The organism is Flavobacterium sp. CFS9 (genome assembly GCF_041154745.1).
Taxonomy (GTDB): Bacteria; Bacteroidota; Bacteroidia; order Flavobacteriales; family Flavobacteriaceae; genus Flavobacterium.
This window is the reverse complement of record NZ_AP031573.1, coordinates 5,296,668-5,312,516: the sequence shown is the minus strand read 5'-3', so window position 1 is coordinate 5,312,516 and position 15,849 is coordinate 5,296,668. Positions and strand designations below refer to the sequence as shown.

The following is a 15,849-nucleotide window of genomic DNA, read 5'->3' as shown; positions in this document are numbered from 1 at the left end:
ATATCAAACAAATAAACTCCCTGATTATGGAAAACTACTTACACGGCTTACTCGACGAAGAGAATGACCCAATTATTCAGCAATATTTAAAATACATAGACGAAGGAATTCCGCATACGGATAAACCAAAAGATGTATTGATCATTGGTGCCGGAATGGCCGGAATGGTTGCGGCCGCTATGTTAAAGGAAGCCGGTCACAAGGTTACAATAGTGGAATCTAATACCCGTGTTGGCGGCCGAATTAAGACATTTCGAAATTCTAAAGACAAAAAGTATTTTGAAGACGATACTGTTTATGGCGAAGCCGGAGCAATGCGTATCCCGACCATACATCAGATGGTACTCAAATATATCGATAAACTTGGGCTGAAAACAGAGCCTTTTTATTACCTGTCTGTCGATAAAGCGCAGGCAATTGCCCATCAGGCAGATCCTTCCAAACCGGAACCCGAAGTTACAAGAAATTCTATTTTCTATATTAACCGCAAACGTGTAGTTCAAAATGAATATATTCCTAAGGACAAGAACAAAACGGTTGATGTAAACCAATTGCTCGACTTTCATTTGGGCAGCAGCGAAAACATGCGTGCAGACCAGTTAATGGCTAATCTGATCAATCCGCTTAAAGCGTTTATTGCAGAAGATCCGGAGAAGAACTGGCCGGTGCTGATTGAACGCTACGGAGAGTATTCGATGCGTCGTTTCCTGAAAGAACATTCCATGTATTCAGAAAACGCCATTGAAATGATTGGTGTTCTCCAAAATCTGGAATCCAGAATGGCTTACGACTTTATTCAGAGTTTTATAGAACAAAATATTATTAAGGACTCTACACGATTTATGGAAATTGTAGGCGGATGTGACAAGCTGCCGAATGCCTTTTTTAAAGCCCATAAACTCGAAGAAAACACCTATTTCGATTGTAGGATGACCAAAATGATGCTGGTCAATGATAAGGTAAAAATAGAAGTAGACATTGAGGTACAGCGCGATCCTCAGTTTTATGAAGATGCAGGATTCAAAGCATTAAAAACACCCGTAAGCGAAATGGAATTTGATGAGGTAATTGTCAGCATACCATTTTCGGCACTAAGACACGTTTATGTAACACCACAATTCAAACAGCAAAAACGAAAAGCAATTCGGGAACTGCATTATGATTCTGCTACAAAAATATTACTTGAATTCCGTGAAAAATGGTGGCAGGAAGCTCCGTATAATATCGTTGGCGGTGGCACCATCACTGATTTCTCTAACCGTTTTACCTATTATCCGAGTAATGATTTAGGAAGTAACGGACATGGTGTCGTTTTAGCTTCTTATTGCTGGTCAGACGAAGCAAGCCGCTGGGATTCTATGGATGATGATGACCGATATTTCTATGCACTTAAAAATCTGGCCATCATGCACAGCGATGACGAGAAGGAACAGCAGCGTATTATCGACCTTGCCGTAATCAGTTCAAGTATCAAAGACCGCAGAGGCAAAGCCGGAAAATTAGTTGGTGCTGCAACACAAAGCTGGATGCGTGATCCTTATGCTTTTGGCGAAGCGGCAATCTTCAATCCGGGTCAGTTACAGTTATTGCAGCGTCATATTATTTCTACGGAATGGAAAGGAAAAGCGCATTTTGCAGGAGAGCATACTTCTCTGAAACACGCCTGGATAGAAGGCGCTATTGAATCGGGAATTCGTACCGCACTGGAAGTCAACGAAAATATTGGTAATCTTAATAACCCGATTTAAGATGGCCGATAAAAAAATATCAGTAGCAAAATACCTGCAGATACGCCTGGAAGAATTAGGACTTACACATTTATTTGGTATTGCAGGCAATTATACCGCTCCGTTTTTAAATACAATCCTCGAGGATAAAAACGCGAAAATTAAAGTTGTTAATGATACCAATGAAATAAATGCCGGACACTGTACGGATGCTTATGCACGACAAAATGGTTTTGCAGCAGTTGCAGTAACCTACGGTGTGGGAGCCTTTACATTGTTGAATTCGGTTGCGGGCTCGTATGTAGAACATTGTCCTGTTTTGGTTATCAATGGAGCGCCAACTAACAAAGACCAGCAGCGAAGCCTTGTTCAGGGAATGCTGGCCTCACATATGACGGGAGATATGTACAGTAATATCAATGTGTTCCGTAATGTTACCGTTGCTGCCGAACAGATTACAGGTTCATCTGATGCTCCTTATAAGATTGATGCGGTACTGAATGCCTGTCTTTTATACGGAAGACCGGTTTACCTTGAGGTTTTTGAAGATGCATGGCGAATGGAATGTGATGCGCCTGTTACTCCATTGGTAGAAAGAGGAACATCAAAATGTAAAACAAGTGCCCGCAAGGCAGCTCAGAAGGTTGCTGCAATGGCTCGTGGAAAAGAAATCATTTTCTGGGGCGGAATTGAAATTCAGCGCTACGGCATTCAAAAAGAATTTCTGGATCTGATTGAAACTACCGATACAGAATTTGTAACTTCCATACTCGGAAAATCAATTGTTTCTGAAAACCATCCTAAATTCAAGGGTGTTTTTAATGGCAAAGCATCTCCAAAAGATGTTAAAGAGCAATTTGAAAAGGCTGAGTTAAAAATTGGTCTTGGAGTATGGACTACAGGTAAGAATCTGGGTGGTTTTGATGTTTGGAAAGACGACACTGTACTCGCAAACCACAGTGGTGTAAGGATAGGAGCTTCTTATATAGCTAATGTATCGCTAAAGGATTTTATTATTTTTCTAAAAGAAGAACTCACTAAAGTTACCTTTAGCGCCTACGAAATGTATGACACAGAAAAACTGCCGAAATCATTTTTCGTTGCTGATGTTAGCATAGCAAAAAATGAAAAACCGCTTTTGACCTATGATACTTTTTTCAAACGGATCAATAGTTTTATAAATAGCAGTCACATCGTAGTTGCTGATGCAGGGTTTCCTTTATTGGGTGCTCAGGGCATTCGTATTGCAGAACCTAACGGATTTGTGGCACAGGCATCATGGCTTTCTATCGGTTATTCTGTACCTGCTGCAACCGGAGTAAAATGTGCCAGACCTGATAAAAGGGCCGTAGTATTTGTTGGCGATGGTGCTTTTCAGGAAACCTGTCAGGCCATCTCAACACAGAATAAGTTAAAACATGATACTATCGTTTTTGTATTGGATAATGGTATTTATGGTATCGAACAAATGCTCGTGAATCCAAATCCTTTTCGTGGTGACGACAAAGTAGATTATGATATTCCTGATTTAAACAATGTTTACGATTACAATGAAATGCATCGTTGGAAGTATGCTAAACTCGTTGATGTATTTGGAGGTAAAGGTTTTGAAGTTAACACTCTCGATGAACTCGAAGAAGTTTTGCAACAACTTGGCACTATTAAGGAAAACACAATTATACATGTGAATATTCCTAAGACATCCATACCGGAAGCGATTGCTTACAAAACGGAAGAGCCCGGAGAGGATGAATTTTTAGATAAAGACTGGAATTTGTGTTAGGTTTAAAATGAAAGTGTGATTTGTAGTATTTAAAAATAAGCTTTTTATTTACTTAGAATTTTACAGAAATATTATAAAAGAGAAAACCTTCAAATCATACGATTTGAAGGTTTTTTTGAAAAAGCAGACAGTATACCAGGTATTCAGTAGCTATTTTTTTGACAAGCCTTTTGTAAAAAAGTTGGTTCCTGTTAAAGAAAATTATAGGTTTTCTTTGAAGAAGGGGATTACTTTTTCCAGTGCTAATCCCACAGGTTTTGGCTGATCGTATAATTCGTAATGCGAAGTATTTTTCAATACTACCAGTTCCTTTTTAACAGAAGCAGCACGTCTGACGATCTCATATCCGTCTCTGTATGCGCCAAAACCTCCTGGTTTATCTCCTACAATTACCAAAATCGGCTGTGTTAATAATGTTTCGGCCAGATAAAAGGCGTCCCAACCAAAACCAATACTCATGCGGGAATATACTGCACTGGTCGCTCCACCCGGAAACTGACCTCTAGGTGTTTTGTAATCTTGCGGAAAAAACGTGCAAAATAATTCGGGTAGTCAAACCCCAGACTATACGAAATTTCACTTACAGAAAGACTGGTATTACTCAGTTTGTTTTTCGCCAGCCGGATCACAAAATCCTGAATGTGCTCACTTGGGGAACTTCCGGTAAAGTGTTTGATCAGATCCCCGAAATAATTAGGAGACAAGTTTGATTTTTGTGCAAAGTAGGCTACTGACGGCAGTCCTGCGATGCTCTCTTCTTTATTGAAGAAATCTTCTAAATGACTGTTGAAATCTGAAATAACCTTATGATAGATTTTGCTTCGGGTATCAAATTGTCGGTCATAAAATACTTGTGTGTAAGATAATATAAGTGTAATATAAGAGACAATTATGTCTTTTGAATAATACTGTTTTGTAAATTCATCGTGCGTTTTTTTGTAAAGATCCCACAATAATGTTTCTTCCTCTTTGGTGAGAAATAATGCTTCATGATGACTGCCATAATGGGTAAAATTATAGTTTTTAGCTATTTTACTCAGGTATTTACTGCTCACCATTATGGTATATTCCGAAGAAGGAGGGGTAATATCCCATGCGATTGAATTGTGCGGACAATCTACATACATAAAAGAATTTGACTGGTCTTCTAACAGTTCCTGCTGAACCAAATTTTTATAAAAAGGAGGTTTTATGGCCAAAAGATAAAAATCGATCGTCACCGCTTCTGATTTTAAAAGCAAGTCTTCTTCATTTTGAAAGTTTACAATATGAAGATCTTCATTTTTTATATTCGTCAGATTCAGGTATTTTGTGAATTCCTGTATGTTCAATATTTTTTTTCCCATATCAATCTTGAATTAAGATTACGCAAATTTAGAAAATAGAATATTCAGTAAACAGATACAGATCAATGTAAAACGGATACATTTTACTGATTTTAATTGGTTTGCTTATTTTACAATTCTTTTTTGATACGATAGAGTAAAGAATGTACTCATAAAAATAAAAAAAAAATGAGCGACGAATTCACCTCTTTCGCTGTTGATTATACGAGCTTGCATTGAGCTTTCTGTCAATGGATATCAGCCTCTATCTGCACTCTTGAAATAGGTTTATAAAAATGTTTTTTTAACCTGTATATGGGAAGATAAGTAAACAATATCGAAAGTACACCTGCAAGAACAGCATCCAGAAGAGCCATAAGAGTTGGATCTAATTTATGATTAACCGTCAGGCTCTGCTGCGCAAGAAGTAAAACTGCTAATACCAGTAAACCGGTTATGATGCCGTGTAACAGGCATAATTTTGTTATAAACCTATTTTTATTCAGGTTATGATCTATTACCACTTCGATTAATTCCTGTTTGGAGGCAACAATAACCCGATTGATGATATCCATGGTCAGGATTACAGGCAAAAAGACAGCCATTGGTAACGTTAAACGTGCTAAGCTTTGAGGACCGGCAAAAAAATGAGTATACCCTAATTCCTGGAAACTGGCGTAAGCAATAATAAAATTGAAACATACGTTAGGGAGAATATAGTAAATGGCTCGCTTTCTTAAAAAGCGTTTAAGGGTTGTCGTTCTTGGCGGAGCTTCTGATTTCATAAGTAATTTATAGGGAAAAAGCCAGTATTTCCAGAGCCTTATCTTTGATTTTTGAAGCTTCCTGTTTTGGTAAGAAGTCTTCATTGGACATTAATGTAAAATCCATTTGTTCGTTAAAAGTAGTCGTAACCAGAGTGTTTGAATTTAGCCATGGAAATGCTACTGTTGGACTAAAAATATCTTCCAGAATGAAATTTTTGTAATCGTTCCGGATTGGAAGGTTCCCCATATTCGAAAGTGTCAGATCGTGTGAGCCCTGGCTTGATTTTAGGAGTTTAATCATGCGATCGACCAGAGGATGCATTTGTTCACCCATCCATAACAGTTCGCGGGCGTCCATTTTTTCTATTTTTTGAGTAAGATCCTTTTTGATGTGTTTCGCCTGATCCAGTATTTGAGTTTTTTCCTTTTTTAGTGAAAGTTCCACTGTTGGGGCAAAGGCAAACATTTGGTCTTTTTTGATTTCAGGAATAAAATGGCGGATATCAATGGGACTGATTACCTTTTTTTTCGCTGTTTCACCTTGTAGATCCTGAAAAGCCTGCATAAAGGCTGTACAAAGAATAGCATGAACAGAAATACCGTTGTCTTTGCATTTTTGCTTTATAAGGGCGGAGTTTGTCGGATCTAATTTCCAATGAATGGCATAATTTTTTCCGTGATTTCTATTTTTATTTTTCCGTTGCAGTAAAAAGAAAAATTTCCCTAAGAATAAATAAAGCTTCGCTTTACGTGCTTTTTTTTGAAGATCAAACTCTGGCGCAAGGAAATTGTTGGCCGATTGGAACAATGGATAAGGTTTTAGATCAAGAGCGGGATTATCTATTAAAGCAAGTAATTCCTGCATCAAAGTGACCATACTGGTTCCATCGCAGATACAATGGGGTACAACCCATAACAATTCAGAGAATTTTTGACCTTTGATCCATACCAATTGAGCCAAAGGGAGGCCTTCGCCTTTAAACTGCCGATACCATTCCTGTTCAGATTCCGCTAACCAATGAGTATCGGTTTGACGTTTTACAATGCGAAGTGGAATAGGTTTCATATTTTCCTTAATGACGTAAACCGGATGTTGTTTATCCTGTAAATCAACCTCTGCACGAAGCAGTGGATGCTTGTGTTGGATTCTTTCCAAAGCAATTTCGATCTGTTCTTTTAGAATTTCACCTTTAATTTTTGCCGTAAAGACACAGTTTAGAGGTGTGGCAGAATCCACATACATGATTCGTTCCACTAATAAGAGTTTTCGCTTGTTCATGAGGCTGCCTGATAATTTAGTTGGCGTTTAATAGAATCAATTATTTCATCACGAATGGCTAAAGCTTCATGATAAGGCAAATAACCTTCGCTTCCCATAAACGAGAAGTCGATCACACCCTGATAAGTAGAGGTAAGGATGGTGGTTGTATTGCCAAGAGGTCCAACGACCGATGGACTGAAAATAGTTTCCAACGCAAAAGATTGGTATTGATGAGGTATCTGAATACGTCCCAGGTTGGAAAACATACAATCATTGGATGACTTGCCTCGTTTTAGAAGCTTTGTAAAGTTATGTAATGCTTTATGGGCAGATTCCATAACCATCATGGTGATATAGGGATTAAGTTTGGCTGTTTTACGGTCTACATGATTTTGTATTTCACGTAAATTGTCTGAGAAATCAAGTTTAGGATTTGATGACAGGACGATCATCAGGCCAAAGGCGAAAATATGATCTTTTTTTACCTGAGGTGCAAAACGTCTGATATCTACCGGGCAGGAAACCTTATTAAAGGCTTTGTTCCCGCGTACTTTTTTAAAGGTATCCAATACGATAGCACTTAAAAAAGTATTAACGGTGATGTCTAGTGACTGGCAGTGTGAAACAAGCTGCTGACTCGTGGCTGAATCTAATTTCCAGTGAATCAAATAGTCTGTCTGTCGATCAATCGCTTTTTTGCTGACGGGAATGCATTTGATGGCGAATGTTGCCAGCCTGCCAATCAATTTTGCCTTAAACTTTTGCTTGCTACTATTTAAAATAGAAGAAGGAACAACGTCGTGGATGCCTAAAATAGGATTCTCAATGCCTATATCTGCTGTTGGATGATCCAATACCTTTAGAAATTCATGAATCAAATTCATCGCAGAACCACCATCGCAGAGGCAGTGATGAAAAACCAGCAGTATGTCTGAGCTGTCATTTCCTCTGATCCACACCAAACGAATCATAGGTTTATTTTTATAGTCAAAGAGTGTCTGTAATTCTTGCATAGATTCTCGTTTCCAGTCTTCTTCGCTTTTTTGCTCTACGAGGCGAATGGGAATTGGATTCGTTAGTTTAGGCACTTCAAACCATGGGATATTCTTCTCATCGAGGTGGATGAGTGCCCGTAACCAGGGATGTTTTTTCTGAAGTCTGCTTAAAGCGTACTGAATGTCTTTTTCCTCAAATACACCGCGCAGACGGAAAGGAATAACAACATTAAAAGGTTCTTTTCCTTCACCTAAAAGCATACGCTCTCCAAATAACAATCTTCTTTTCATATCTTATACTGAAGCTAATACCGAACGTTCTTGTTTTACAAAATCTTCTAATAATGCAACTGCTTTGTCATTGCCACCCGCTGTTAAGAAAGCGGTTTGCACTTCTTTGGCTGCATTTCTGTATTTAGGGTTTTCTAAAAGCTCAAAGACAGTTTTTCTAAGGTCGTCTATCCGAAGTCGTTTGTATCGAATACTAATGCCACAGCCGGCCTGTTCAATCAATTTTGCAGTATGAAAATGATCGTAAGCGATTGGTGTAATCAACATTGGCAGACCATTAGTAAAGGTGTCATTCACAGTATTGAAGCCACCATGACAGATCACCATATCCATTTGAGGCATCAATGCAGCTTGTGGGACAAAACCATTTACGATAAAATTATCAGGCCATTCGTCAAATATCTCGGGCGGTGTTGCCGCAATAATTGTAACGGGCTGGTCGGCAAATGCTTCAATGAGTTTACCAAAAAAGTCTTTACGGATATCCACTAATAAAGTACCCAATGATACAAATATTTTAGGTGTGGTACTGGCTGCTAATCGGTCCCAGTCAAAAGGACTATTATTCGGACGGCCTTTTACAGGACCAACAAATTTCATGTGCGGGGGTACGGTCTCAAAACCGGCAAATGCCTGTGAAGTGAACACGAGGTTTAATCGATGCGAATGGATGAATATGCCCTCTTCAGAAATACCGACTTCTTTTTGCAGTTCTTTGATGAGATTTTGCTGCCATTCAAATATTTTAGGAGCACTTTTTTCGGTATCCCCCATAACATCCGGTGGTACCGGGGTTGTTGTCACAGACGGGATACGATGTTTGTGTGCGAATAAAGCGCCGCCAAAAGTGATACAGTCATTAATGACTACATCAGGCTGCCATTGCCCAAGTAGTGTTTCTAAGCCCGGCATCATCATTTTAGCAAATGGAACATAGGTTTCTTCCAGCGCTAATTTCATGACTTCCGGTCCCGAACAGGAAGGACCGTCATCCTGGCGTTTTAATATTCGTTGAAGTTCCTCCTGATAGGGTAAGAGTTCCTCTTTGGGATAGATATAAGTACCTCCTTCAGGAATATGTTCTTTCGCCAAAGGTGTAATACCAAACCATTTGACTTCATGACCACGAGCCAATAAACTGGCACCCAGACTCAATGTCGGACTGATATGCCCGAAGAAAGGCGGAACAACCACAAGGAATTTGGCAGGAGATTCAGTAGACCGCTGTGCAGAAAGTATGGCATGTTCGAGTAAATCTGCTGCGGTCTTTGTTCCGCCTGCGTCAATGAAAGATTGACGAACTTTTAGAGCCGCTTCCCGATATTGAGGATTGTTCAGGATATCATGAACACTGGTTCTTAAGTGGTTTGCTTTAAATCGGTTAAAATTGAGACGTTCACCTGCACCCGTACGCACGACACGTCCCGCAACATGTGACTGATCGTATGCAATTGGAATGACAACAAGCGGCAGACCATGTGAGAGGGCTTCAGAAACGGTATTATGTCCGCCGTGGCACACGACAGCATCTAAATGAGGTAACAAATCCAATTGAGGAATTTGCGCATAGACCATAAAATTTTCAGGCCACTGATCAAATAAATCGGGATCTGAAACCACTACAACTGTTAGATCTTCCTCTTGAAATGCATCGATTACCTTTTGAAAAAATACTTTCTTATGCTCGTGGTCGAATGTGGTACCGATGCTGACTAAAATCTTTTTTTCTTGACTATTTTTCAAACGCTCCCAATCAAAATCATTAGATACACGGCGTTCTGTTAGTACCGGACCGGTAAATTGATAGTTGGAGTTGAGATCCATTTCTCCAAAGAAATATTGAGAGGTTAACACTAAAGTAAGAAGATCAGAGCAAGCCAAAGATTGGTTTTCTTTGACACCAAGCTCTTCTTGCAGCGCCATGATTTGATTGACTTCCCATTCGTGTACTTTTGGCAACTCACTAATAATTTTGATTGCTGCCGGGGCGGTTACGGAGGTCGCATAAGGACGATTCACTTTTTTTGCCGCAATTGCCGCCGCAAATAATTGATGATCACCAATAACCAAATCCGGCTGGTAGATTTCCAGCAGCTTAACAATTCCGTTATAACAATGTCTGTTTAAAGGGATCAATACTTCGTCGTATAAAAACTTGATACTTTCAATACCGTAAACGACCTTTTTTGAAATGATGTCCAGATAGTGTTCGCTCTCTCTTTTTTCTTCGTCAGTCTGATCGTATTGGATAAGCAATAGCTGTCCGCCTGCAGGAAGTTTGGACTTTAAGTTTTGGTCAAGACTAATCCACGCTACTTCATGTCCTCTTTCTAAAAGTTCGGCACCAATACTCAATGTTGGATTGACATGACCTGTTAGTGGGGGAACAACAAATACAAATTTAGCCATAGTTCTGTAATAAGGGGTTAGTTAAAAATTGAACAATAGTTTCTGCTATCTGAATGGGAGCCTGAATGGGAATATTGTGATCTCCATCGATGAGTTTCAGCTCGGCTGTATCAATTTGAGATTCTAACCATTCTCCCGTCGGTTTACAGTCGGAAGCTGTCCCATATAGTAACAGAGTAGGTATGCGTAATTCGGAAATAGGAACCTGATACAGAAAATCTTTTTCTTTCACCATATCTGCTTTGATACTGGTCTGGTGGAATAGGAACTCGTATAACCGATGGTTTTTTTCGAATTGTCTTTTTCCCATTTTCACTTTGGTGGTATCCGTAAAATTGGTGATGTAATGTTCCAGAAATTCCTTGCTGTACGATTCGATAATACCTCGTGCCTTTTCATCTTTCGGATCGGGTGCTTCGATGATAACCAATTGGTCTGCACGTTCAGGGGCGATCAAGGCAGTTTGGAGTGCAATAAGTCCCCCAAAACTATAGCCAACAAGTTGTGCTTTTTTGATTTGGAGGCAATCCATCATTGCGATTAAATCAATGGACATAGTTTCTAAATCGTATCCTTCTAAGGTGCGCTCACTTCTGCCATGACTTTTCAGATCGTACATGACCACATGAAAGTGCTGTGCCAAAATGGGAGCAATGTTAAAATAATAAATAGAAAGATTACTAAACATACCGTGGATCAGTACGACGGTATCTTCAGCATCTTTATTCAGTTCCTGTACGTGAACTTTTTTATTATTAACTGTAATTATTGGCATTCGTAGATATAATTAATGATCTTATTCAGATCAAGATTAATCAGTTGATCCAAATCCATATCCGACAGCCAGCCCGTGAAATCGATCTGATCGCCAAAATGTGCTTTGATTTTTTCTGAAAAAGAAACAATCTCTATACTGTCCATTTCCAGATCTTTGGTGAACGAACTCTCCGGAGTGATATCCATCTCTTCTACAAATTCTTCACCAATAATTTCTGTAATAAAACCTTTTAACAGGTTGAATAACTCCTCATGATTTCTTTTTAATGTCGTGTTTAAAGTGTCCATCCGATAATATAATTTAGGTGTTTGATTGTTTTAATTTCAATTTGATCGATCCACAGATGATCGCCTTGTATGCAGGTTACTTCGTGTCTTTTTGGGTTTCCTTTCAGTCCCGTTCCCAACAATTTTCCATAGGCTTCTTTTGCTACCCAGAATCGGGTGGTCCATTCGGCCTGATCTCGACCTTCTAACAAGGCTGATTCTGTACCAGTGAATACCAATTGATAAAATTCAGGACTGCGTTCGGCAATGATTTCCATGTCAATACCCACCGGTTTATCGTGCCGCGCAATGGCTACGGCATCTTTTCCTTTATGGGCCAGTGAGATCTGAATCTGTTCTGTAGCATTGCCTTTAAGATGAGGTTTGCCTGCTTTATCAGAATAAATTTCAAAGGTGATGGGATAACTGGGCTGTTTTTTCTTTTCACTCAGCACCTGTCGTACGGCATCTTTCACGGCTACACGGCTCACCATCCAGTTCTTCCTGCGGTTGGGCAGGAGTTCCTGATAGTATTGTTTTTCCCTTTGATTGAAATAACGCTTCAATATAAAATCCCAGGAACTGACGCGCGAGTAGGCCTGATGAAAGAAAAAGACCTGTGGGGCAATTTCTTCCGACAGACGGTTATGCAACGGTGACATGGAAACATTCCATAAAGCTTCGTCAATTTCTAATCTTCGGTTTTGCCACCCTTTTATAGCGCACCAAACTTTTCCGTCTCTTTGAAGAATAATGTCAGCGATGGCAAATTCATCGTTTAATTCAGTCAGTATACAGGTACACTCAAATTCACCGTCCTGATCGTGCAGGTCTTCGAAGAATTCGATTTGCCTGATTTTCACCGGAAAAGCAATTCGGTCTTTGGTTAAGGTAAGCTGAAGCCATAATCCAAATAATTGTCCTGCATTATCCAATAAGGAACCCTTACCACCATTACCTTTTATTTGTCCTGTAATGCCTTTTTTTCCAACAGCAGACACCACCGTAATGCCCTGATATTTTTCTCCATGAAACATGTGCTTCTCATAGATTTCCAAAGGAGTTCGTTCGATAGGCAGTCGTTCGCCTATAGACAGATCAAAAGCAGGCTGTTGCGGATGTGATGCTGCTAAAAGTACTTCGGCATTGGCAAAATTCTCAACATCCAGATAGGCGTGATTGTCTGAGCGCCAGATACCTTTTATCGTTTTTTCAAAAGGTTTGGCAACATTCATCCATTGAAATACACTCACGTTCATGATCTTGTGAATTTTGGTTGCCGGCTGTTCCGCTTGCGCGGCTTCTGCCAGTAATTCAAAAATCATGGTCATCGGAATCACAGGTTCCATATCTGCCACATCGGACCAGCCTTTGGGTTGTCGCAAAAGACTGTGATCAATGAGATAAGGATGTGTGTCTAAATTGACGTGTAGTGCTTTTGTAAAAGGACCGTCGGCCAGTTGTTTTTTCGTTAAAACCGGTGTCGAAACAACAGTTTGTGTTTGTGTATGATTTTGAAAGACGTCCAATACTTCTTCCTGCATTCGGATCATATCGGCGATATTGTCCTGAAATGCACGGACCAATGGATGACTTACTTTTGCTTCCGCTAAAACCTTTTTCGGTTGTACCGTATCGATCGATTTTCTTAAGTTTTGCAGGGCTTCAAAATCGCGAATAATAGGGGAACCTAGTTGTAATTTTATGCCTTTTTTAGGGACTATTTTTCTGTGATTTTGGATGTCTAAAAAGTCAAGTGCCAGAACTTTTCCTTCTACAAATAATGCGGCTACTACCCGTTGCAGCTGAGCAAGGGCTGTTCGATTGGCTACACTAGAGGCAAGGGTACTAAAGGCTCTCCCTTTTAGTGTATCATCGATAAAACCAATTAATCCTCCTGTACCCACCTGAACAAAAAAACGGACTCCTTCATCATAAAGTTTTTCGGTGAGTTCCCTGAACCTTACAGGCTGTACCAGATGTTCGGCGCTTAATTTACGGATAGACTTTAGATCTGCCGGATAAGGCAGGAGCGTAGTGGCTGACCACAACGGAATTTTTGTTTTTTGGAATTGTACTTTTTCCATGCCCGCTAAGATCACATCCAGTTTATCCGCAACAAAAGGAGAATGAAAACCGGATTGAAACGGTAAAATCTGATGGAATATCTGTTTTGATTTTAGTATAGGGGTTAATTTCTGCAGTGCAGCGAGGGTACCGCACAGGATGACCTGATGCGGACAGTTGTCATTCGAAACATAGAGATTCGGAATTTGTTCAATCAACGGCTTTACCTCTTCAAGACCTGCTCCAATAGCAATGAATTTAGAATCTTTTAATTCAAATGTTTTTGGATCAAGAACATCGATCAGGTCCTTGACTGAACTGGCTTCGGCCAAATCTGAAGCATATCCCGCCAGCCATTCTCCTAAACTATGTCCGGCATTCATATCCGGATAGATCCCTAATTTTTTTAAGGAACTGTCTAGTATGCCACAATTGTTAAAAATACCTAATGCGTCGTTCAGCAGTCCTTCACCTGCTGTTTCTATGGGAGGGGTCAATCCAAAATAGCGACTGACTGTTTCCACTTCACCTTTTTCTAAACCATCTAATCCCGGGAATACAAAAGCCAGTTTGCCACCGTCTTGTAAGAGAGGAGTGGAGGTGTACCATATATCTTGTTTATTGCGCCAGGCATTATTTTTAGTAACAATTTTGATTGCTTTTTGGATACGATCTGGTGTTGGATCAAAGAGTGCGATACGATAATCACCATCTCCCACAGCAGTATTATTATCCTGAAGTGCAGAAAGCAATGCTTCATGGGTTTCCCTTGCAAGCAACAACACTTCGTCTTTTTTGGGAATATCATACCCTTTTAAAACTACGTGTGCGTTGATCCCTCCAAATCCAAATGCATTTACTGCTGCGATTTTGGGTAAACCGGTTTGTGACCAGCTCTTAGCTTCCTGTATCGGTGTAAATCTGGTGTCTTGTATAGAGGCAGTTGGGTTTTCACAATATAAGGTAGGCGGCAATATGTCGTGGTGCAAGGCCAGACAAGTCTTGATCAAACCCGCTATTCCGGCAGCAGGCATGGCATGCCCTATATTGGATTTAACAGATCCTATACCGGCTCGTGCGGCGGTTTCTTCTTTGCCAAAAAACTGAGCCAGAGTCTGCAGTTCTGTTTTATCACCTAATGGAGTTCCGGTGCCATGAGCTTCCAGATAACCGATTTGTTCTTTATCTAAACTGGCATTTGACCATGCTTGTTCCAGTGCTTTTAACTGACCTTTTACAGAAGGGCTCATCACGCTTGTTCCATTGCCATCACTGCTGATACCAACTCCTTTAATAACGGCATAAATTTTATCCTGATCGCGTATAGCGTCGTCTAACCGTTTTAGGACAACAAAACCGCAGCCTTCACCAATAAGTAATCCGTCCGCATCTTCGCTAAACGGCTTGATTTGCTGCTGATGGGATAATGCTCCCAATTGGCTGAATATGCTCCAAAATGCAGCATTTTGACCAGTATGGACTCCTCCCGCAATCATCATATCGCTTCGGCCACGCAGCAATTCTTGTACAGCGTGATCTACAGCTACCAAAGCGCTTGCACAGGCCGCATCAACGGTGAAAGCAACGCCTCCAAGATTGAATCGGTTGGAGACTAATGAGGCCACAAGATTGGGAATTAACCCCATTGCGGTATCTGCCGAAAACCGTCCTTTACGTTCCTGAAAGGCTTCTTTTATTTTTTTAATATCTGAGGAAGATACTTCCGGCAATAGTTCTTGCAAAAGCGAGGAAATTTGTTCTCCTGTACGCACAATTTCAATGGCACGCGTAGCTCCGGGACCAGTGTAATTTCCTTTCCCGATGACGATTCCGGTTCGTTCCAATGAAACTTTTTTTCGGAATACACCTGCATCTTCTAGCGCTTTCTGAACAAGGTCAAGTGTTAATAAATGGTCAGGTTCAGTGCCTTCAACAGCAAGTGGTAAAATACCAAATGCTGTTGGGTCGAATTCATAATCAGGAATAAATCCGCCGCGATTACAATAGAATCGGTCTGTAGCTTCCTTGCTGTCGTTAAAGTGAATCGGATCGATCCGATCTGCCGGAACAACTTGCGTGGAGTCGACTTTATGGATGATATTCTGCCAAAATTCTTCTGGATTTTTTGCACCGGGAAACAGGCAGGACAAACCTACAATAGCAATATCTGTTTTTTTCAT

11 protein-coding genes are annotated in these 15,849 nt (G+C 40.2%); 2 read left to right on the top strand and 9 right to left on the bottom strand.

Going from position 1 to position 15,849, the window contains the following annotated elements:
- Nucleotides 1-26: 26 nt before the first annotated feature.
- Entirely contained in the window at nucleotides 27-1,748 is a 1,722-nt protein-coding gene (locus ACAM30_RS21750; protein ID WP_369616601.1) for a flavin monoamine oxidase family protein, read from the top strand.
- Between the two features lies 1 nt (nucleotide 1,749).
- The gene (locus tag ACAM30_RS21745) at nucleotides 1,750-3,510 is read left to right on the top strand and encodes an alpha-keto acid decarboxylase family protein (protein WP_369616600.1); all 1,761 of its coding nucleotides are present in this window, start codon (nucleotides 1,750-1,752) and stop codon (nucleotides 3,508-3,510) included.
- A gap of 201 nt (nucleotides 3,511-3,711) precedes the next feature.
- On the opposite strand, the gene ACAM30_RS21740 is transcribed toward ACAM30_RS21745, so the two are convergent.
- From ACAM30_RS21740 to ACAM30_RS21700, 9 genes are all read right to left on the bottom strand, one after another.
- Nucleotides 3,712-3,969, bottom strand: a complete 258-nt coding sequence (locus ACAM30_RS21740; protein ID WP_369616599.1) for a hypothetical protein — start codon at nucleotides 3,967-3,969, stop codon at nucleotides 3,712-3,714.
- A complete protein-coding gene (locus tag ACAM30_RS21735) occupies nucleotides 3,966-4,856 on the bottom strand; it encodes a helix-turn-helix domain-containing protein (protein ID WP_369616598.1) in 891 nt (296 codons plus the stop codon). Before ACAM30_RS21735 ends, ACAM30_RS21740 begins: the two co-directional genes overlap by 4 nt.
- Before the next feature lie 227 nt (nucleotides 4,857-5,083).
- Nucleotides 5,084-5,620 carry a hypothetical protein gene (locus tag ACAM30_RS21730; protein ID WP_369616597.1) on the bottom strand — a complete coding sequence of 179 codons (537 nt, stop codon included), beginning with the start codon at nucleotides 5,618-5,620 and terminating at the stop codon, nucleotides 5,084-5,086.
- A 7-nt stretch (nucleotides 5,621-5,627) separates the two neighbouring features.
- The gene (locus tag ACAM30_RS21725; protein WP_369616596.1) at nucleotides 5,628-6,881 is read right to left on the bottom strand and encodes a condensation domain-containing protein; all 1,254 of its coding nucleotides are present in this window, start codon (nucleotides 6,879-6,881) and stop codon (nucleotides 5,628-5,630) included.
- A complete protein-coding gene (locus ACAM30_RS21720; RefSeq protein ID WP_369616595.1) occupies nucleotides 6,878-8,149 on the bottom strand; it encodes a condensation domain-containing protein in 1,272 nt (423 codons plus the stop codon). The genes ACAM30_RS21725 and ACAM30_RS21720 overlap by 4 nt, the downstream gene beginning before the upstream one ends.
- Before the next feature lie 3 nt (nucleotides 8,150-8,152).
- Nucleotides 8,153-10,558 (bottom strand): glycosyltransferase, encoded by a 2,406-nt coding sequence (locus ACAM30_RS21715; RefSeq protein ID WP_369616594.1) that lies wholly within the window; start codon nucleotides 10,556-10,558, stop codon nucleotides 8,153-8,155.
- Nucleotides 10,551-11,333 (bottom strand): alpha/beta fold hydrolase, encoded by a 783-nt coding sequence (locus ACAM30_RS21710; protein ID WP_369616593.1) that lies wholly within the window; start codon nucleotides 11,331-11,333, stop codon nucleotides 10,551-10,553. Before ACAM30_RS21710 ends, ACAM30_RS21715 begins: the two co-directional genes overlap by 8 nt.
- Entirely contained in the window at nucleotides 11,324-11,623 is a 300-nt protein-coding gene (locus ACAM30_RS21705; protein ID WP_369616592.1) for an acyl carrier protein, read from the bottom strand. The genes ACAM30_RS21710 and ACAM30_RS21705 overlap by 10 nt, the downstream gene beginning before the upstream one ends.
- Nucleotides 11,611-15,849 carry a beta-ketoacyl synthase N-terminal-like domain-containing protein gene (locus ACAM30_RS21700; RefSeq protein ID WP_369616591.1) on the bottom strand — a complete coding sequence of 1,413 codons (4,239 nt, stop codon included), beginning with the start codon at nucleotides 15,847-15,849 and terminating at the stop codon, nucleotides 11,611-11,613. Before ACAM30_RS21700 ends, ACAM30_RS21705 begins: the two co-directional genes overlap by 13 nt.

Bases quoted from the DNA above. Each gene is read 5' to 3' on its own strand.
- ACAM30_RS21740 (WP_369616599.1), bottom strand. From the start codon at position 3,969: ATGAGTATTGGTTTTGGTTGGGACGCCTTTTATCTGGCCGAAACATTA.
- ACAM30_RS21750 (WP_369616601.1), top strand. From the start codon at position 27: ATGGAAAACTACTTACACGGCTTACTCGACGAAGAGAATGACCCAATT.
- ACAM30_RS21705 (WP_369616592.1), bottom strand. From the start codon at position 11,623: ATGGACACTTTAAACACGACATTAAAAAGAAATCATGAGGAGTTATTC.
- ACAM30_RS21730 (WP_369616597.1), bottom strand. From the start codon at position 5,620: ATGAAATCAGAAGCTCCGCCAAGAACGACAACCCTTAAACGCTTTTTA.
- ACAM30_RS21715 (WP_369616594.1), bottom strand. From the start codon at position 10,558: ATGGCTAAATTTGTATTTGTTGTTCCCCCACTAACAGGTCATGTCAAT.
- ACAM30_RS21725 (WP_369616596.1), bottom strand. From the start codon at position 6,881: ATGAACAAGCGAAAACTCTTATTAGTGGAACGAATCATGTATGTGGAT.
- ACAM30_RS21710 (WP_369616593.1), bottom strand. From the start codon at position 11,333: ATGCCAATAATTACAGTTAATAATAAAAAAGTTCACGTACAGGAACTG.
- ACAM30_RS21735 (WP_369616598.1), bottom strand. From the start codon at position 4,856: ATGGGAAAAAAAATATTGAACATACAGGAATTCACAAAATACCTGAAT.
- ACAM30_RS21700 (WP_369616591.1), bottom strand. From the start codon at position 15,849: ATGAAAAAAACAGATATTGCTATTGTAGGTTTGTCCTGCCTGTTTCCC.
- ACAM30_RS21745 (WP_369616600.1), top strand. From the start codon at position 1,750: ATGGCCGATAAAAAAATATCAGTAGCAAAATACCTGCAGATACGCCTG.
- ACAM30_RS21720 (WP_369616595.1), bottom strand. From the start codon at position 8,149: ATGAAAAGAAGATTGTTATTTGGAGAGCGTATGCTTTTAGGTGAAGGA.